Origin of the sequence: Cerasicoccus sp. TK19100, assembly GCF_027257155.1 — a bacterium.
Taxonomy (GTDB): domain Bacteria; phylum Verrucomicrobiota; class Verrucomicrobiia; order Opitutales; family Cerasicoccaceae; genus Cerasicoccus; species Cerasicoccus fimbriatus.
In genome coordinates this window covers 196413-213327 of record NZ_JAPWDU010000006.1, presented here as the reverse complement: position 1 = coordinate 213327, position 16915 = coordinate 196413, and the positions used below count along the sequence as shown (strand labels likewise).

The window sequence follows — 16915 nt, the reverse complement described above, 5'->3', positions numbered from 1 at the left end:
CTCTGAAATTAACGTCCAAATAGTCGCGAGAAGAAGCCTCGCTTTTTCGCAGTTTCGGGTTCCGGCAAGTCAGCGATAGCGTTTTCCTTCAAGTAGCGTTGGGTGATATTCGCGCAGATGCACTCGCGCTCCGGCTCGTCCACCACCATAAAGATGCGTTCCAGTGTTTTGCCGCCCTTGATGTCCATCGCGAGCTGCTTGTACTGTTCCGGGAAGTAATCGCAGATTTCCTTCAGCTTGCTCTGGAGAATGTCTTCCAATTGGCTGACCTGCTCCTTGCTGAGGCGGGCCTTGGCCTCCATGTTGTCCGTCATCCGGTCGTAGCCGAATTTCTTGAGCAAGGAGCACTTTTCCACCTCGCTCAGCTGGTTGAGCAACAGGCCGATACACTCTGGCAAATGCAGGCCGAGGCTGCCCGGGCGGAAAGGAACATACTTGGCCAAGGTCTGCTGGTCCTCGGTGCTCAGCGAGTTGAGCAGCGCACGGAAGTCACCACCGATGACGATGTTTTGCGCCATGTTTTGCGCAAAATGGCCAAAGTCCTTCAGCGTCTTGATATCCTCATTCTGGCAGAAGGAAAGCGTGTCCGCGGACAAGCCACTGAGGGCCATCGGGAAGTCTTCCGGGATCTTCAGACGGTTGATATTTTTCTCCAGCGTGCGGTCAACGCTCGCATGGGCATCCACCGTAGCCACCATATCGCCGAACGGGTCATCGAAAGCCTGCGTTTCGCGCAGGATGTGGATGAGCAAATCGATACGGGCAGGCTTATCAGCCAAGCCAGGGAGCTCCTGAAGTTCTTCCCAGGTGAAGTCGATATACTTAGACGGAGTTTCGCCGGAGCCCTTGATCGGCCATTCCTCGATTTCCAAATTCTGGGAGAGACTCAACAGGCCGGTGTCCACCATCAGCGAAGTGGCGAACGCCAAGCGAATTTCATCCCAGTCATCTTTGTTGTATCGAAGCGTTGGCGATTCTTCAGACATATTCTCCTAACTATCCCGTCTTAAACTAAGTTTGCAAGCGTTACCAAGAAATGGCGTGGCGGTCAATCTCCGCAGCGAGGCGTGCATAGTCCTTAACGACGCTATCTTCCTCCTGAGCGGCCTGGCCAACCAGGCTAACCGGCAGACCCAAAGTCACCGCACGGCGAACAACCGTGGCGTCGCGGATCATCGATTCAAAGATTTTTGCGTCTTGAGACACGCGGCGCTGATTGCGGAACTGGTTCATACGCAGCTGCATACGCATCTTCGGAACCTCGATGTCCACGTTGGCCTTAATCGAATTGAAGATGATGCCGCGAACGGCAGCTGGCGGAGCCATGCCCGACGTGCGGAAGCTCGCAGAACGCTTGTGAAAAAGAAGTAATTTTTCAACGAGCAGCGTAAAACCGATCAAACTGAGGGCGTCCGGGTTGGACGGAACGTAGATTTCCGAGCTCGTGAACACACCGCATTGCGAAGCATTGAGGATGTTCGGCGGGCAGTCAAAAACGACGTAATCGTAGTCATCTTCGATCTCCGACAGCTGATCGTTAATGATCTTGTAGTGCGGCTGTTGTGGATCCCCCTTGAACTCATTTTCCAAGTCGACGAGGTTGAAGGTGGTCGGCACAATATCCAAGCCCGGCAAAACTTTTTCACCCGTTTTGCTCTGCACCACGTCCTTAACGACGATGTCTTTGATCGTGCTCTGGGCGGGCTCAAACACGGAGTAAATCGAGCCGGCACCGTTGATGTTCAACTTGTTCCACCGGTCGAGGCGCATCAACCAGATGCTGGCATTCGACTGAGTATCAAAATCAAATAGAAGAACGCGTTTACCCTTGTGCGCCAGGCAGGCAGCGGTGTTAACGATGAGCGATGTTTTGCCCACCCCGCCTTTATAGTTCAGGAAACAAATTTTACGTGGCATAGAAAGAGAGGAGTTGAACGGGTGATTCGCAATCGAAATGACATGCGACGATGAATGCAAGCTTTTCACCGTCAAAATGCTAGATATCGAGCAGCCCGGCAGTTAGCCGTTCCAAGTGGGTCTTATCGACACATTCGCTGGCAAGTCAAGCCGTTGGTTGTCACATAACTAAAACTAGGGTGAATTCAGGGTCTTAAAATGGGCCCTGATCAGTGGTGGGGTGCGATTGGCTGGCTAAACATCGATGACCACCACACCAGCTGGATTGATCAAGCCTTGCCAATCTGCCAATTTAGGGTTGAACTTGGCTTTTCACGTACTTAATGTTCGTCGAATAGCGTATTAAAACAGCCCATAAACCCTATATTATTCGGGCGCCATTCACAATAATCTCTACAGGAATCAGACATGAGAAAATTCAAGGTTGTTACCCGCATCACCAACTACATCTGGGCGGAGTCCCCGGAAGATGCGCGGAAGTTTCACGAAGACCTAATCAACAAGGGTAAAGTCACCCTCCAGAAGGACGGTGAAACAACCGTGAAGTTCTCCCGAGCGCTCGGCGTTCAATTCCTCGAAGCACCCGAAGATATTTCCAGATCCCGCGATCCGATCGAAAAGCCGCGCCCGCTCGACTGGCTCGAAATCGAACAAGACGGCATGTCTCTGATCGCCTTGGTGACCAAGCTTTCCAAGCGCCGCGTATATTATTACGAAGCCCTTACCCAGACTCAGCGATCCATCGACCGTGACGCCTGGGCAAAGTGGGCTGGCAGCCACAAGGTTCACCCAAGCTATCAGGAAAAGCTGCCACCATTCATCATCCATGAGTGCGTGCGCGTCCACCGCGAAAAGGGCCTGATCTCCGACCACGGCGGCACCCCGGATTCATCCGTTATCCTGGCCACCCTCGAAAAGTACGGCTACGAGCCAGACGACTACGAGCTGCAGAACGGCTACTGGGCGGAAAACATTCTCGATAAGGAGCTGAACACCTACATTCTCGAAACTTCCAGCAAGGCAGGCCCGCCCGCCGAAGGCGAAGAGATCGACGAATGGGACATCCAGCTCGGGGACGACCTTCCCACCTTGGACGAACTGTCCAAGTAGAGTCTCCCGCCATCATTTGGCAAAGCCCGGCGCCCCAACGCGCCGGGTTTTTTATTGGGTTGATCACCCACCGCCGCAGCCAAAGTATTCAATCCTGAGTCGCGCTCAAAGGCACATTGCCGTTCTCTTTGATTTTTAATTTGCTCACTTTAATCCTCCCTCATGCACACCTTTCCAACCCGTAAGCTTTCCGCCGCGGCCAACATGGCCGTCGACCAGCTGTTGCTGGAGAACTACCCGCAGCCGGAACAGCCGCGGTTTCGCCACTACGAGTGGGACCGCCCAGCCTTCACCTTCGGCCGCACCCAGAAGTTTGCTGAGGCGCAGGAGCTAATGCCCGTTCACGCCACCTGGCGCGAGGCGCATGAGCATTTCGCGGACAAGTTTCAACTCGTTCGCCGCTCCACTGGCGGCGGCGTGGTCGACCACCGCGACGACTGGACCTACTCCCTCGTCGTGCCCGCCACCCATGCACTGGCCAAGCTCAAGGCCGGCGACGCCTACCGCGAAGTCCACAACATCCTGATCTGGGCCCTCAAGGCGCAGGACATCGAAGCCGCCCTCGCCCCCTGCCCTTGCGCAGAAGCCGCCGAGGAGGCCAGCGCGCCCACCGTCGCCCAAATATGCTTCCAGCGTGCCGAGCCCGGCGACGTCATCGACGAAAACGGTGAGAAAATCGCGGGTGCCGCCCAGCGGCGCACCCGCGACGGCCTACTCATGCAGGGCAGCATCCACCGCGCCCCGATTCGCGCGCTCAACTGGACCCGCTTTGAATCAGACTTCACCGGCGCGCTCGCAGAATGGCTGGGCGGCGCTGCCAGCAGCCAGCCCTTCCCCAAGTGGTCGGCTAACGAGCTCAAGGCCCTGATCGCCCATTACGAGTCCGCCGACTGGAACGAGCGCCGCTGACCGCGCAACTCCATTCTGCCAATTCGTGATTAACGGCAAATGTCGCCTACATGGAGCCTGACGACGACGAAAAGAACCCGTATCTCCAGTCAGCCTTCGGCATGTTCGAAGACATTGCCCCCGGCGGTCTGGACGATCCGGAGGCTGCCGTTCGTAGCCTGATCGACCAGATGGCCTGGCTCATCATTTCGCCGATCACATCACCAACCCCGGATCAGCTGAAGGCGCTGCAAGAGTTGGAGCCCCTCGAGGGCCAGAATTTGGTCCAGATCCACCAAGCCATCACCTCGGGCGACGTTCGCTGGGGTCCGCAAATTATCAGCGTCGCCGACAGCGTCATGCGCCCCATCCTGGAAGAGCATGGCCTGCAAGTGCGCGTCGTCCCCCTCACCGCCGAGGAAAAGCAGCGCGAGCTGGACGACATGGAGCTTTAGTCCGCATGAATTGGCTTAAGAAGTCTCTGCACACCCGAGTTCGCATTGATGGAACAGTGTTCCTCATTGCTCTGCTGATGCTTTTCCCCTCGCCCACTACGCTTGGACTGCTGCCCCTACTCATCCTGAAGGCGCCGATGCGATTCGCCTGGAAAAAGACTGAAAGCCGCGTGCTTTGGCGAGTCGGCAGCAGCCTGTGGCTTTGTATTTCGCTCATCGCGGGCGTCATGGCGTCTCTCTGGCTGCACGGCGAGGCCCCACAGCGAATTGGCTGGCCGATGGGGTATGAAGTCAGCCCGGGCTACTACGGCCCGTGGCCCATCGCGGGCCTGTTTCATGGGCTCAATGTCTGCTTAATCGCGGGCACACTCATGCTGCCGATTTCTGCCCTGTCATACATCGAGACAAAAAAACGCCTTAAGCAGTAAGGACTATTCCGCGACTTCCCGCTCCCGCTGACACTGCCAGCACTCGCCAACGGCACCGACATTATCCGCGCCGCAATGCGGGCACTGCCAATCAGGCAAATCGGCCGCCTGTTCGGCTTCCTCAATGATGGCCCGCGCCCGCTTGAAGTCCTCTTGGCTAAAGACGACGATATTGGGATACATCACCGGGATCGGGATCTCCGTCGTCATGCTGACGGCGTTCCAATTGCGGATCATCGTCTTAATCCCCGCACCGCGCAACACCCCGTCGTAAAGGCCGACCTTCGTAGCATCGATATCGCGGTAAACTTCGAACATGCGTTAATTAATGGAAAAAGGAAAAAGATTAAAGTTCCGACGCGATTTTTCGCCGCGCACTGAGTCACGGATATGGAGTGCGCCAGCCCTCTGGTGCCTTCAGGATTTTGGGTGATGCCCGGATGCTCCGGGGACACCATAGCAGAACGCTCTTCGCGACGGATATAGCGTGCGTTGAAAATGCTAAAGCGCCAGGGCTGGCGCACTCCATATCTTAGCACGACGCGTAGATACGCCAGAAACTTAGACACACCCATCTGAGGCATAGCTAAACCTCAGCCCACCAAGCCGAAACTTTTTCCTTTAATCTTTTTCCTTTAATCTCCAAGGGCTCCGCCCTTGGCTAGCCTAGCTCTTGCCGCGCTTGGCGATGCGGCGGCGCTCTTCGGCGTCGAGGACGCGCTTGCGCAGACGCAGGAACTTCGGTGTGGCTTCGACCAGCTCGTCCGCAGCAATGTATTCGATCGCGCGCTCAAGGGAGAAGCGGATTGGCGGTGCGAGCTGGACGTTGTCGTCCTTACCAGCGGAGCGCATGTTGTCGAGCTGCTTGGCCTTGCAAGGGTTGACCGGCAGGTCTTCCTTGCGCGGGCATTCACCGATTACCTGGCCGTTGTAAACCTCGTCACCCGGGGCAACGAACAGTTTACCGCGCTCCTGGATCAGGTTCAGCGTATAGGCCATGGCCGGGCCGGTGGCGATGGAGCACAGTGTGCCCGTCTTACGAGTAATGATTTCCGCGCCCTTGGGACGATATTCCAGGAACATGTGCGAGCAGACACCGTGACCGCTGGTCAGCGTGACGAGGTCGCTCTCGAAGCCGATCAGGCCACGGGTCGAGATCGTCGCCTCCACGGTGACACCCGCGTGGTGGTGCTCCATGTTGGTGATCTGCGCCTTGCGGTTGGAAAGGTTTTCCATGACCGAGCCCAACATGTCCTCGGGCACTTCGACCCAGACTTGCTCGAAGGGTTCGCACATTTGGCCATCGATCTCTTTAAAGAGAACGGTCGGGCGCGAAACCATCACTTCGTAACCTTCGCGGCGCATGGTTTCGACGAGCACCGCGATCTGCATCGAGCCGCGGGCGTTGACGAGGAATCGCGTGCCCTCAGTCGTGTCCGCAATCTTAATGGAAATGTTGGCCTTGGTCTCCTGAATCAGGCGCTCGCGAATCTGGCGCGAGGTGACCTTTTTACCGTCCTTGCCGGCCAACGGACCGTCGTTGACGTGAAATTCCATTTGCACCGTGGCCGGATCGATCTCCATGAACGGCAACGGCTCTGCTTCCTTGTCGGCAGCAAGCGTTTCGCCGATGTCGATTTCTTCAAAGCCGGCAATACCGACGATGTCGCCAGCGCCGCAGGACTCGACCGGCACCACGCCGAGGCCGGTAAACTGGGTGAGCTTGGTGATCTTCACGCGCTCGACTTTGCCGTCCTTGCGCAGGGCGTGGATAGTGGAACCGCTCTCGACCTTGCCGGAGAGGATGCGGCCAATGGCCAGACGGCCGACAAAGGGGTCCCAGTCGATGTTCGAAACGAGCATGCGGAAGTCGCCCTCTTCCACGGTCGGGGCCGGGATGCGCTCGACGATGGTTTCAAACAGCGCGGTCATGTTTTCGCGCGGGCCGTTTTCCTCACGGTCGGCAAAGCCGTTTTTGGCGGATGCGTAGAGGAATGGCGCGTTAAATTGGTCTTCGTCGGCCTCCAGGTCGAGGAACAGCTCCAGCACCTTGTCGTGAACCCAATCCGGGCGCGCGGTGTCGCGGTCGACCTTGTTAATCACGCAAATCGTCTTGAGGCCATGGCCAAGCGCCTTGCGGAGCACCCAGCGGGTCTGCGCCTGCGGGCCGCCAACGGCGTCGGTGAGCAGCAACACGCCGTCCACCATTTTCATTACGCGCTCCACCTCGGCACCGAAGTCGGCGTGGCCGGGGGTGTCGACGATGTTAATCGTGTAGCCGTTCCACTGGATCGCGGTGTTCTTGGCCTTAATGGTGATGCCCTTTTCGCGCTCAAGGTCCATGCTGTCCATGGCGCGTTCTTGAACTTCCTGATTTTCCCGGAAGGTGCCAGACTGTTGCAGCAGGCAATCCACCAAAGTGGTTTTACCGTGGTCGACGTGGGCGATAATTGCGATGTTGCGGATCTTCTCCGCAGTGCGTGTTGGTTCGGCGAGCGCGCTCATAATGGTCAAAAGAGCGCGCTACGGTGACAGCTTTTCTCTATTTAGCGAGAATCATTTTTGATTCAGCACATAAAATGCGTGAATAACGCCGCCAATCCAAAAAAAGAAGCAACAAATGATGTTGATCAGTAAATCCACCCCGATGCCTTTCTTGACAGCAACGGCGACGGGAGGAAGGAAGATGCATAGCAGTATTTCAACTAAACTCATGGTGATAACAAGGATAGCATAATTTCGGCTATTGTCTATTTTGAAATGAATTCAGAATATTTTCGAAAAACACCTTGACGGAAGCCAATTGAGTGCAATTATCCACCTCTTTCCAATTTTGGCCAGATAGCTCAGTTGGTAGAGCAGAGGACTGAAAATCCTTGTGTCCCGTGTTCGATTCACGGTCTGGCCACCATTTTTAAAGCCCTAACCATCAATTGGTTAGGGCTTTTTCTATCAGTATGTCCGAGATTAAGCAACAACGCTGTTGCTTGCTTGTTGCTTACTCTGGAGGTGCCAAGTCCTGCCGAAAAAGCAACATGACTATGCTCTGAAAACCTGCCTAGTTCCGCCCTAGCGGCGATTTGCACATGGAGAACTCGGCACAATCTAAGCCGTTTCATCGCTTATGCGTCTCGACTAATCGTTAACAGAACAGCGTCAACCTTTGTCCCTGCCTCGGCAAAGGTTGACGCCGGGAGAACTTCCCACGAATCGCACAAGGGCCTTAGCGCCCGCTCCCGGTGGTCCGTGCTCATGCAGATAGCCGCAAGCCTTCCTCCGGGTTTTAGAAAGCATCTGGCGTGTAAAATGTGCGCAATATCGCTGCGCATGTGAAACGGCGGATTCATCGCCACGGCGTCAAAGGCACCGATTTCGCCGGGGGTAACGGTGAGGAAATCACGTTGCTTGATGGTCACACGCTCGCGTTCCTGCTGGAAAAGCTCCCCGGCGCACTGCGGGGCCATTTCGACGGCGACAACCTCAGCGGGGGCATGGGACTGTAATTGATCTAAAAGGCGCCCTAGCCCTGCTGAGGGCTCTAAAACACGTGCTCCCGGCGCCAGTTCAAGCAAGCTGACGAGCTTGCGGGCCAGAGCGGGCGGCGTCTGGAAAAGCTGGTATGCGGTGACGGCGCGGGGCGCGGCGCCGTTCTCGTGCCGATTGGCCAAACGTTCAAAGCGCGGGCGCATCGCTTCTTGGTCAAAACCGGCTTGGCCATTCTCCAAGCGCAAGCGTTGCAAGCGGTGATAATTTTCTGGTTTCATTGTTCAAGGAAGGTTGAGGCGGGAGGGTTCGGACCTCCCGCGCATGTTTTAAATATTGGCGGTTTCACGTTGCCGGGCAAAGAAGGCGGTGCAGAGCTTACGGCCTTCGTCTGTCCAGTTCGCTTGATGGGTGGATGGGCAATCGACGATTCCGTTTTCGTCGGCTTCACGCAGTAGCTTTGCCTGCTGCTCGTTGGCTCCGCAGCCGTTGGCGGCGGCAATGGCTTCGTGCAGCTTCGCAATGTCCGGTTGATAGGTCTCCCGATGCCAGAGGGCGATAGGAAAAGGCTTTTGCGGCTTGTCGGTCAGCACGATGACAGAATCAGCGCGGTAAAAGCTCACCCCTGCTGAATCCATCCGGCGAACTTTGCAAACGGCGTCGCCCGTCTGGACCTTGTAATAACGTGAGCGGCATTCGAGGCCTCCGGGGTCAAGGTGGACGGTTTTTGCGCTAGCGTAGGTTCCGGCGCTCGTGCGCTTGTATTCGGCTTGCGTCATCTCGGTAACGGTGGACGGTTCGGGAAGCGTGACGCGAGCATGGCGCTTTGCGTCCGCCAAAGCCTTTTCATTCCACAAGGTTTGCAAACGCTCGGCGTCCTCGCGGGTCGGGTTGATGAGCGGGCAAGATTTCTTTAGCGGTGCCTGGGCTTGCTTGACCTCGGCCTTAATGCGCTTGAGCTCGGCTCGGCTTTCGTGGGTCGGCGGCGTGTAGGCGTCCGGGGAAAGGCGCTCGGTTTCAATCGAATATTCGGCCCATTCAGTACCGGCAATGTTCGTTGCGCGATAAGTCCAGCTCTCAACCTTCGGCCCAAGGACCGAAACCGAAGTCACGCGCTTAGTTTTGGGCGATTTGTTGACCTTGTAAACGAGCTTGCCGCCAATATACCCGCCCGGCTCAATCTCAACACTAGCAAGGCGTCCGCCTTGGGCGTCGAGCATCTGTCTTTCGTAAGCAAGGCGTAATTCGCAATGGCGTGTCCATTGCATGATTCTGGTGTGTTCAAACTCGGCGCTCTCGGGGTCAATCTGTCCCTTGAACCAAAGGGCGGCGGCTTCGGCGCCGGTAATTGGGTCGTTTTCCTGCGTTAAGAGTGAATACAAGCTGGTTCCGTGCTCGCGCACGTAGGTCGTAGCCGACTCGGGGCGCGGGTGGCGGTAATGGTGGCCGTGACAGAAGTTTGCGACGTGAACAGCGGCGGCGGTCTGTTCCTTGGGGTCTTCAATCGCCGCGACTTGCTGCCAGTTGCGGAAACGCTTCTTGTATTGTTCTACGGCTTCGGCTCGCTTGCGCTGTTCGGATTCAAGGCGCTTGATTCGGCCCATGCGAACGCTCGGCGTTGACACGTAAAGGGCATGTTGAATCACTCCAGCGGTGCGGCGCTGCCAGTATTCGGCCTTGCTCCAAGCGTCGCAAGCATAGCCCGCTATGCGGTCATGTCGGGCGGCGGCGCGTTGTGCTCGCTGTTCGTTTTGGTAGCCATGCGCAAGCGGCGTTGCCTCGTAGCGGTTGGCATGGCCTACGGCTTCGGCGGTACGCTTTTCGCGGTATTCGGCGAAGCGTTCGGCCCGGTCGGCGGATCGCTCCGCCGGTTCCATGTCTTCATCTTCAATAATGCCCGCATAATCAAGGCAGGTGTCACGGCGCCGGGGCGTCCAAGTGGCGGCAAAATCGCAATCCTGTTTCGGCGTGCTCGTCCAGCCTTCGGCCTTCAGGGCAAGGTATTCGTCATGCGGGACGCGCCCCACATAAAGGCGTAGCTTGTTGTCCTCGGGGCAATAAGTCGCGGTGTTGGTGGTCATTCTTGAATCTCCGTTGTTTAGGCTCCCGTCATTGGTCGCCTGTTTTTCCCTGCCAAGCGGCGAGCGAAAGCGAAAGCGTGCCCGGAGCGGACGCCACAGGCGTCCTGTCAGGGTGGAGATTTTTCCGCGCAGCGCGGAAGCAAGGAGCAAAGCGACGAAGCTGCACAAGCGAGCGGGGAAATTCTACCTTGACAGGTTTCCGCGCAGGGCTGGCACGATCCTTTTCCTGCGTGGCAGGAAAACAGGCGAGTGAATACCGCTACTTGCGGTTTCGATGCTCAACCTCGCTAGTCGAGCTTTTCTATTTCGCGTTCTGCTTCTTTGATGGGCGCGAAATTCTCCAGCACAGATAATATATCGATCGCATAGAGACTGAGCAAAAGATGAATCGCACCGAGAGAATTGGGGCAAATCGCTGATTGGTCGTCAGACGATTGCTCTAAGTGGGCGAGTGTTTGAGTAATCGCACAAATCTTTTTGGCACTCTGATCAATTTCTTTTCTCGCTTGGATGTAGCGACGAATCGTAGCTGGCTCCATTCTATCTGTCATACCAATAGCCTAGCCTGCTAAGAATTTTTTAGCAACCCACTTTGCTCATAAAATATGAGCAATGAAAAAAACTATCCATAGCGAGCATGGCGCCATAATTGCCGGTCTTTTGACCGAATTGAGAAATCAGGCAGGAATGACCCAGCGAGACCTGGCGACGAAGCTGGATGTTGCCCATGCTCTTGTCGCCAATTGGGAATTGGGTGAGCGGCGTGTTGATCTCGCAGAATTCTATTGGATTTGCGAGGCTTGCGGCGCCTCCGCAGAATCCGAAGCATCCAAGTTAATCAAAGCTTTTGCCAAACTTGATGCCTGATGCAGTCCAATAAAATGTTTCAAAAAAGTCCCCCAAGTCGCAACTCGGCGAATGGGGGATTTAGGGGGTTTTAGTGGTGGGGAGCTTTGCGCAGAAAAGCGGGAACCTAAGCTTTTAACTTCTAACTTATCCCGGCCATTTGTTCGGCTGTCGCTCTGGATCGTCTAGCAGGCTTCGCTTCCAAAGCCGACTTAATCACCTTTGCCACAAACTTCTCGGTGATGATTTTCTGAATCGCTCGTTCTTCCGCCTTGCCTAGCTCGGCTTCAATCAAGGGCGAAGCTGCATCAATAACGGTTTCCAAAAGAGCCGGTGGTAGCTTGTCCAAGTCATACCCACGACCCACGTGTTTCAATCTCTCGGTAATCTTCGCTTTCATGAAAGTAAGCATATTAAAATTGAATGGAAAAAAATAGGGAAATTCGCGGAAGGCGTCATTCCCAATTCAATTGAAATAGTCCTACCTCCGGGGTGGCGATATATTGCCCATGTTATACCTGCTATAAGGTGGTGCCCCGTAATAATTGGGGGAAATTATTGCTATGATTTGTCGAGGTTCTGACTTGCGATGTACGGCTCAACAGGCAGGGTAAAGACGTATGCGAAGTGTATCATTTCCAGCTATCCTTATTGCCGTTGCTAGCATGAGCTGCACGCTGGGCTTGAGGGCATCTCTATCGATTACCACGTCAACTCAAGGTGGCAACTACAGCGCTGAGTTACAACTGAGTGAAATAACATTGGAAGAGCATGCTAGCCAGATGGTGGTGGAGGGTAGCACGACAACTTGGACATCGGAAAGCGTAATCAGTGGAACAGGGGAATTTGGAACTCCATATGGCTTCTTGGATTCTCGTTTCACTCGCTCAGCTACTGCTTCCAATGATAATCAATACATACTGGACACATTCGAACACGAGGCGCATGGGACTTCTCAAGCTCAATACAGTTATAGTTTTTCGAGACAGGTTAATATCCAAGGGAATGACAATCTTCTCATTAAAAGCCTGTATTTTTACTTAAATGGAAATGGTATCCAAGTGGAATCATTCAGGATCGTGGACAACCAAAATGAACGGTTGCTTTACGAATTGGTCGGCTACGATGATAGAAGCCCTCATGAAACTGTTTCCTATCCTGAGTATGATGTAACATTCATACTTACCGATTTCAACTATACCTTATTTGGGCTTACTAATGTGATTGGGGAATACGATTTGACCGTATCATGGGAGGTAGGATTTGACTACGATACAAGTGAATATTGGACTCACGCTTCAAACGCAGAACTCATCCATCAATTTGAGGCGACGACGGTTGTTCCAGAGCCATCAACATATTCCTTACTAGCTGCAATGGCTGCCTTAGCTTATGCTTTCAAGCGAAGGAGAGAGGTTTTTCATCGCACTCGAATCTGAAGATCGCTTTATCGACACCCTCATTTTTCTCAGCCTGCGCTTTAAGGTCATCTGCGATCAGTCTTAGCTCCTGATATGCTGGAGCTTCATAGTTATAATCGACCATCATTGGCGTACGACCGTACGGATGTTTGACTGGATCATAGCCATGTTATCAAGCGTTTCGCACTATTTTGAACATCAGATTCATTTAGCCGATGAATCCCATTGAACCACAAGTCTAGCTTGTCCATGAGGATGCCGATACCTCCTCGCGGTTTTAACTCCGGCAAATATGGATCGATGTAATTAAAGTATTCTTTATAAAATTTCCTTCGCTCAGGTCCAGACAACTCCTGATCTAGTCCATTATTGATTGCATCCAATGCGCACTGTTGTAGGCCAAAAACGCTTTCGCGTCCATTGAGATACCGATCAAGACATTTATGCAAATCTGCTCGCTGCTTACTTTTCATGCGCTCACCACTTTGGAAGATAATGAACAATTTTGTTTGTGAATATGTTTCGGACAATAGCGCCGCCATTGCCTATCGGATACCTTACAGTTGTTAGTAATTTCCCAATCCCCTGTCCAGTATTCAGATATGCCTTCCCGCTTTGAAAGGCAGCTCTTACTGCCGTTTCTGACCAATAACGCTGCCCGAATGGCCAAGGGCGAACCTGTGAGGCGACATGCTTAGAAAGAGTAAATCCACCGCGAGCAGCAATGCGCCCTCCTATACCAACGCCAGCGGCCGTAGTTGCTGCTGTGAATCCTACCGTTCCTAAAAACTTGGAGGCACCTAACCCGTAGCAATCGGAATTGTAAAATCCTGCACTTTCAAAGGGATCGCCAAACGGGTTAAACCCATCTGCATATGCCGCAGCCCCCATAGCAGCTCCTGAGCCCGCTGATCCGAAATAGTCACCTACGTTGTCCCAAAATCCCTTTCCGTCATCAAATTCTAAGCCCAATACGCTGTATAAGCCTGTCGGATCATTATAAAGTATCGGATTGCCCAAAGCGTAAGCATAGACATTCGTTCCGTCTGGTCCTAGCTCTCCTAAGAAGTCACGGCTCAACCAGCGTCCGAGTAGAGGGCTGTACGAACGATATGGAGCTATATGTATTGGCGTATCGGCATCGCCATAGTATAGATGACCCGCATAAAGCAAGTCAGCTTCTACAGAACCACTGAGCTTAGTAACTTCGCCCCATGGACCGTAATCATAGCGGGTAATGACGTTGTAAGCGTCATCTAAAATTTCACGGGTAGAACCAAGGTGATCGCGCAGCGTATAATATTTGTTCGCCGCAGCTCCATTGAGCGATTCGGTAAAGCCATTCGCTAGGTAGCGTTGATACACAGTCGGCGAGCCATCAGGACTCTCACGGCCTAATCTCTTCAAGCCGTCCCAAAAGTAATCATCACGTTGACCGCTAATATTAATGGCCCGCACCATGCGGTCTGCTCCGTCGTATTCGAAAGATTGAATCAATTGCGAATCCACCTCAATGCTGCGCAGCCGGTTCGCCGCATCCCAGTGATATTCCACCGTTGTTCCATCCGCCTTAATCCACTCTGTCAAATTTCCAGCGGCATCGTAAGAGAAACTGTCCCCAGTATCCGATGCTACGGTCAGGGAATAATCCTGGGTCGTGGTTTCGCCAAAAATGTCGGCTGCAATTATTCTAAAAGTATTGGAGCCAACGGGCAATTCGAGATTGGCATAAAACTCATTGCCGGAGTAAAGCGCGGCTTCTTGTGAGTCCGTCACGTTCCCGCTGCCATCGAGTTGCTGGACGAACACTTTTCCCGGTTCGCCGATTACTCCATGAATGAGCGTTCCACCTTCACTGCCTTGGGCGACCAGTTGATTAATGTCGTTGAACTCGACATTGGACTGATCACCGTCAACATACGCCAATACGCGGTTTCCTGCATCATCGTAGCGGTATTCGTGGCGTTTCAGAGGAGCACTTTGCTCATCGAGTCCATCATGTTTAATGGCATTTTCAAGTTGGCTATCCTCGTTATATCGATAACTGAAACTCTGGACTGAGTCCTCGCTCCATTGCTGCCACAGCTTAATAAGCCCGCTGACATCTTTCTGATAGGCGTGCTGAGCAATCATGCCAGATGGGTCGCCGTAGGTAATGCTCGTTAAGTTGGGAAAACGACGCTCTTCTCCACCCGCGATTTTATGATCATACCCGAGCGCCATGCTCAGGCCGTTGACGCCAGAGACCGAATTTTGAACCGTCTGAATGCGCCCCGTGAGGCCGTCATAACCATAGTCAAAGTCCCCCAAAGGATCGCTCATGCTCTCCAACCGGTCGAGTTCGTCGTAATTAAAAGTCTCCGTATCGCCCTTGAATGTCCGAGTGTAAAGACGTCCCAAGTCATCGTATGAATAATCGATGTCATTATTAACCGTGACCGAATCACGAATCTTGGAGATCGTGACCTTCTGCACCTGATTTGCGTTTCCATCACCCGTGAATCCGTAATAAGCAAAAGTATAGTCGTCGGGGTCTCCCGCCGTCGTCTGCGTCAGGATGCGGTTGAAATAAGCATCGTAGGTGTAAAGATTGCCATCAATCTGATATTTGAATTCCCGGTCATACCCGCGCTGATCCGTTACTTTACTGAGCAAGCCGGATTCAGGCTCGTAGGCGTAATTGATTTCGGAGTCGTCCGCATAAATCTTTGTTTCCGAGAGACCGTTCGCGTATAAAAATGTTTCATCATGGTTATTATTATTTCTATCACAAGGCGTGCGCGAATTCGCAGAATATTCGAAAATGGCGAAAAGCCTTTGCAGCTAGACCATATTGGCGGAGGCTGGACATACCTATTCTAATAGCGAGTTAAAAATCGGCTTCTACAGTGAGTCCTGAAAATAATAGCCCTCAAATATGAGGGTTTTATGCGATTTTATCGCGCTTTAGAGCTGATCGAACCGAAATTTTCACGCCCAATCAAAGAAATGGACTCATTATAAATGCTAGATATACCTAGTCGCTCTATTTACAGCAAAATGCTAGTATGTGCGCTGCATGGACGCGACAAAAGGCAAAGCTGCAAAAAAAATAGCTATCGGACTAGGCCAAGCTATACGTGCACGTCGCGAACAGGCGGATATCAGTCAGGATGAACTTGCTTGGCGTGCTGAGGTGCACCGCGCTTACATGGGAACCATTGAGCGCGGTCAGCAAAACATTACCGTTTTTAAGCTTTTTCAGATAGCTCGGGCACTCGGTCTCAAACCTTCCGACATCCTCAAGGATATCGGGCTATAGGCTGGATTGGTAAAATACTACCAGGTATGGGTTGGAAGCTTGGCAATGCTCTATTGCAAGTAAGCCGGTGTACACTGCAAGCTTGCCTTAATTGATTCGACAGCTTGCTATCGAATTGAAGCAGCACCCCGGAAATTGGCTACTACCGCTACAAATAAACCGCCGCCGGAGCATCTCCGGCGGCGGTTCCATTTTAGATTGAGATTTGCCACTCAAGACTCAGGCGAGTCCTTCGTTTTCCATATCAAGGTAAGTTTGCATCAAGTGCTCATCCTCGTCAGCGGGCGGATTTTTGCCAGAGAGCAATAACACCTGCCTTTCAAGGCTAGTGACGATCTCATGGGAGGCTACGCCAGATAAAAAGAAGACGATTAGCTCTTCCGGGCTCAGGCGAATGGAATCATACCGGCGTTTGAGGTAGTCGCTTGAGTTCACGAATACATCGAATATTTCAATAGGCAATGCGACGGGGGCGGCGCTGTTCGTGTTTGTTTCCATGATGTTTAAATATCCAATTAATTTGGGTTAATGGTTAAATATATGGTTGGCCGGGCCAAGAATTGCTGCGCCCGGCCAACCCGGTTAATCAGCTTATTTTCAGGGCTGTTCGGGTTGCTTCCTGCCTCCCAAGGCGCATGCGCGCATCCTGTTTCTGATCGTCGGGCACGCGTGAAATGCGTTTCTCAATGTCCTGAGCAATTTCAGGGTTTTCCTTGAGAAAGCTTCCCACCGCTTCGTTCACTTTGACCCGCTGCTTCATGGTCGCGTCGTATTTCAAGGCGTCCTTGAGGATGGCGCGTCGGAGCAGTTGGTCTTTGGTTTCTGTTTTCAAATAAGCAATCCGCTGGGGATGCTCTTTGATGTACCTGTCAATCATTGCGTCGATTTCAGGATTCTTCTTAGGGCCAGGCGATTTGACTGCCTCTTTATTCTGATTAACTCGATTTTTTAGTGATGTTGCCATAGGATTGTCCTATCAAACCCC

General features: G+C 53.2%; 20 protein-coding genes and 1 tRNA gene. 8 read left to right on the top strand and 13 right to left on the bottom strand.

Going from position 1 to position 16915, the window contains the following annotated elements:
• Nucleotides 1–8 precede the first annotated feature (8 nt).
• A complete protein-coding gene (locus O3S85_RS15935) occupies nucleotides 9–986 on the bottom strand; it encodes a hypothetical protein (RefSeq protein ID WP_269541689.1) in 978 nt (325 codons plus the stop codon).
• 40 nt (nucleotides 987–1026) lie between these two features.
• Nucleotides 1027–1917, bottom strand: coding sequence for a ParA family protein (locus O3S85_RS15930; RefSeq protein WP_269541687.1), 891 nt, complete (start codon nucleotides 1915–1917; stop codon nucleotides 1027–1029).
• Between the two features lie 408 nt (nucleotides 1918–2325).
• Here O3S85_RS15930 and O3S85_RS15925 point away from each other — a divergent pair, with 408 nt between their 5' ends.
• The 4 genes from O3S85_RS15925 (at nucleotide 2326) to O3S85_RS15910 (ending at nucleotide 4798) form a co-directional block, all read left to right on the top strand.
• On the top strand, nucleotides 2326–3027 hold the full coding sequence (locus O3S85_RS15925) for a hypothetical protein (RefSeq protein WP_269541686.1): 702 nt from the start codon (nucleotides 2326–2328) through the stop codon (nucleotides 3025–3027).
• Nucleotides 3028–3189: 162 nt separating this feature from the next.
• The gene (locus O3S85_RS15920) at nucleotides 3190–3936 is read left to right on the top strand and encodes a lipoyl protein ligase domain-containing protein (protein WP_269541685.1); all 747 of its coding nucleotides are present in this window, start codon (nucleotides 3190–3192) and stop codon (nucleotides 3934–3936) included.
• 50 nt (nucleotides 3937–3986) lie between these two features.
• Complete coding sequence (locus tag O3S85_RS15915) at nucleotides 3987–4370, top strand: hypothetical protein (protein ID WP_269541684.1); 384 nt, start codon at nucleotides 3987–3989, stop codon at nucleotides 4368–4370.
• Nucleotides 4371–4375: 5 nt separating this feature from the next.
• Nucleotides 4376–4798, top strand: coding sequence for a hypothetical protein (locus O3S85_RS15910; protein WP_269541683.1), 423 nt, complete (start codon nucleotides 4376–4378; stop codon nucleotides 4796–4798).
• A 3-nt stretch (nucleotides 4799–4801) separates the two neighbouring features.
• Here O3S85_RS15910 and O3S85_RS15905 read toward each other — a convergent pair whose 3' ends face one another.
• The 3 genes from O3S85_RS15905 to O3S85_RS15895 form a co-directional block, all read right to left on the bottom strand.
• The gene (locus O3S85_RS15905) at nucleotides 4802–5116 is read right to left on the bottom strand and encodes a putative signal transducing protein (protein ID WP_269541682.1); all 315 of its coding nucleotides are present in this window, start codon (nucleotides 5114–5116) and stop codon (nucleotides 4802–4804) included.
• 348 nt (nucleotides 5117–5464) lie between these two features.
• Nucleotides 5465–7303: a translational GTPase TypA gene (gene typA / locus O3S85_RS15900; protein WP_269541681.1), complete on the bottom strand. Its 1839-nt coding sequence runs from the start codon at nucleotides 7301–7303 to the stop codon at nucleotides 5465–5467.
• Nucleotides 7304–7354: 51 nt separating this feature from the next.
• Nucleotides 7355–7513 (bottom strand): YqaE/Pmp3 family membrane protein, encoded by a 159-nt coding sequence (locus tag O3S85_RS15895; protein WP_269541680.1) that lies wholly within the window; start codon nucleotides 7511–7513, stop codon nucleotides 7355–7357.
• 120 nt (nucleotides 7514–7633) lie between these two features.
• Between O3S85_RS15895 and O3S85_RS15890 the strand changes: the two genes are divergently transcribed.
• Nucleotides 7634–7709, top strand: a tRNA-Phe gene (locus O3S85_RS15890).
• 211 nt (nucleotides 7710–7920) lie between these two features.
• Here the strand turns inward: O3S85_RS15890 and O3S85_RS15885 are convergent.
• The 3 genes from O3S85_RS15885 to O3S85_RS15875 form a co-directional block, all read right to left on the bottom strand.
• The gene (locus O3S85_RS15885; RefSeq protein ID WP_220622115.1) at nucleotides 7921–8562 is read right to left on the bottom strand and encodes a class I SAM-dependent methyltransferase; all 642 of its coding nucleotides are present in this window, start codon (nucleotides 8560–8562) and stop codon (nucleotides 7921–7923) included.
• Between the two features lie 48 nt (nucleotides 8563–8610).
• A complete protein-coding gene (locus O3S85_RS15880) occupies nucleotides 8611–10362 on the bottom strand; it encodes a DUF3560 domain-containing protein (RefSeq protein ID WP_269541679.1) in 1752 nt (583 codons plus the stop codon).
• Between the two features lie 287 nt (nucleotides 10363–10649).
• Nucleotides 10650–10901 (bottom strand): hypothetical protein, encoded by a 252-nt coding sequence (locus O3S85_RS15875; RefSeq protein ID WP_269541678.1) that lies wholly within the window; start codon nucleotides 10899–10901, stop codon nucleotides 10650–10652.
• Nucleotides 10902–10974: 73 nt separating this feature from the next.
• On the opposite strand from O3S85_RS15875, the gene O3S85_RS15870 reads away from it, so the two are divergent.
• Nucleotides 10975–11229, top strand: coding sequence for a helix-turn-helix domain-containing protein (locus tag O3S85_RS15870; protein ID WP_269541677.1), 255 nt, complete (start codon nucleotides 10975–10977; stop codon nucleotides 11227–11229).
• A gap of 121 nt (nucleotides 11230–11350) precedes the next feature.
• Here the strand turns inward: O3S85_RS15870 and O3S85_RS15865 are convergent, their stop codons facing one another.
• Entirely contained in the window at nucleotides 11351–11608 is a 258-nt protein-coding gene (locus O3S85_RS15865) for a hypothetical protein (RefSeq protein ID WP_269541676.1), read from the bottom strand.
• Between the two features lie 265 nt (nucleotides 11609–11873).
• Between O3S85_RS15865 and O3S85_RS15860 the strand changes: the two genes are divergently transcribed.
• Nucleotides 11874–12647 carry a PEP-CTERM sorting domain-containing protein gene (locus O3S85_RS15860; protein ID WP_269541675.1) on the top strand — a complete coding sequence of 258 codons (774 nt, stop codon included), beginning with the start codon at nucleotides 11874–11876 and terminating at the stop codon, nucleotides 12645–12647.
• 140 nt (nucleotides 12648–12787) lie between these two features.
• Here the strand turns inward: O3S85_RS15860 and O3S85_RS15855 are convergent, their stop codons facing one another.
• Both O3S85_RS15855 and O3S85_RS15850 read right to left on the bottom strand, forming a co-directional pair.
• Nucleotides 12788–13102, bottom strand: a complete 315-nt coding sequence (locus O3S85_RS15855) for a hypothetical protein (protein ID WP_269541674.1) — start codon at nucleotides 13100–13102, stop codon at nucleotides 12788–12790.
• A 4-nt stretch (nucleotides 13103–13106) separates the two neighbouring features.
• Nucleotides 13107–15284, bottom strand: coding sequence for an RHS repeat domain-containing protein (locus O3S85_RS15850; protein ID WP_269541673.1), 2178 nt, complete (start codon nucleotides 15282–15284; stop codon nucleotides 13107–13109).
• Between the two features lie 403 nt (nucleotides 15285–15687).
• Between O3S85_RS15850 and O3S85_RS15845 the strand changes: the two genes are divergently transcribed.
• Nucleotides 15688–15930, top strand: coding sequence for a helix-turn-helix domain-containing protein (locus tag O3S85_RS15845; RefSeq protein WP_269541672.1), 243 nt, complete (start codon nucleotides 15688–15690; stop codon nucleotides 15928–15930).
• A 219-nt stretch (nucleotides 15931–16149) separates the two neighbouring features.
• Here O3S85_RS15845 and O3S85_RS15840 read toward each other — a convergent pair whose 3' ends face one another.
• Together O3S85_RS15840 and O3S85_RS15835 are read right to left on the bottom strand one after the other, a co-directional pair.
• Nucleotides 16150–16428: a hypothetical protein gene (locus O3S85_RS15840; RefSeq protein ID WP_269541671.1), complete on the bottom strand. Its 279-nt coding sequence runs from the start codon at nucleotides 16426–16428 to the stop codon at nucleotides 16150–16152.
• 88 nt (nucleotides 16429–16516) lie between these two features.
• Entirely contained in the window at nucleotides 16517–16894 is a 378-nt protein-coding gene (locus O3S85_RS15835) for a hypothetical protein (RefSeq protein ID WP_269541670.1), read from the bottom strand.
• Nucleotides 16895–16915: the final 21 nt, after the last annotated feature.

Coding starts and splice junctions, on each gene's coding strand:
- O3S85_RS15835 (WP_269541670.1), bottom strand. CDS start 16,894: ATGGCAACATCACTAAAAAATCGAGTTAATCAGAATAAAGAGGCAGTC.
- O3S85_RS15840 (WP_269541671.1), bottom strand. CDS start 16,428: ATGGAAACAAACACGAACAGCGCCGCCCCCGTCGCATTGCCTATTGAA.
- typA (WP_269541681.1), bottom strand. CDS start 7,303: ATGAGCGCGCTCGCCGAACCAACACGCACTGCGGAGAAGATCCGCAAC.
- O3S85_RS15925 (WP_269541686.1), top strand. CDS start 2,326: ATGAGAAAATTCAAGGTTGTTACCCGCATCACCAACTACATCTGGGCG.
- O3S85_RS15885 (WP_220622115.1), bottom strand. CDS start 8,562: ATGAAACCAGAAAATTATCACCGCTTGCAACGCTTGCGCTTGGAGAAT.
- O3S85_RS15905 (WP_269541682.1), bottom strand. CDS start 5,116: ATGTTCGAAGTTTACCGCGATATCGATGCTACGAAGGTCGGCCTTTAC.
- O3S85_RS15845 (WP_269541672.1), top strand. CDS start 15,688: ATGGACGCGACAAAAGGCAAAGCTGCAAAAAAAATAGCTATCGGACTA.
- O3S85_RS15935 (WP_269541689.1), bottom strand. CDS start 986: ATGTCTGAAGAATCGCCAACGCTTCGATACAACAAAGATGACTGGGAT.
- O3S85_RS15860 (WP_269541675.1), top strand. CDS start 11,874: ATGAGCTGCACGCTGGGCTTGAGGGCATCTCTATCGATTACCACGTCA.
- O3S85_RS15875 (WP_269541678.1), bottom strand. CDS start 10,901: ATGGAGCCAGCTACGATTCGTCGCTACATCCAAGCGAGAAAAGAAATT.
- O3S85_RS15915 (WP_269541684.1), top strand. CDS start 3,987: ATGGAGCCTGACGACGACGAAAAGAACCCGTATCTCCAGTCAGCCTTC.
- O3S85_RS15895 (WP_269541680.1), bottom strand. CDS start 7,513: ATGAGTTTAGTTGAAATACTGCTATGCATCTTCCTTCCTCCCGTCGCC.
- O3S85_RS15930 (WP_269541687.1), bottom strand. CDS start 1,917: ATGCCACGTAAAATTTGTTTCCTGAACTATAAAGGCGGGGTGGGCAAA.
- O3S85_RS15855 (WP_269541674.1), bottom strand. CDS start 13,102: ATGAAAAGTAAGCAGCGAGCAGATTTGCATAAATGTCTTGATCGGTAT.
- O3S85_RS15920 (WP_269541685.1), top strand. CDS start 3,190: ATGCACACCTTTCCAACCCGTAAGCTTTCCGCCGCGGCCAACATGGCC.
- O3S85_RS15870 (WP_269541677.1), top strand. CDS start 10,975: ATGAAAAAAACTATCCATAGCGAGCATGGCGCCATAATTGCCGGTCTT.
- O3S85_RS15910 (WP_269541683.1), top strand. CDS start 4,376: ATGAATTGGCTTAAGAAGTCTCTGCACACCCGAGTTCGCATTGATGGA.
- O3S85_RS15865 (WP_269541676.1), bottom strand. CDS start 11,608: ATGAAAGCGAAGATTACCGAGAGATTGAAACACGTGGGTCGTGGGTAT.
- O3S85_RS15880 (WP_269541679.1), bottom strand. CDS start 10,362: ATGACCACCAACACCGCGACTTATTGCCCCGAGGACAACAAGCTACGC.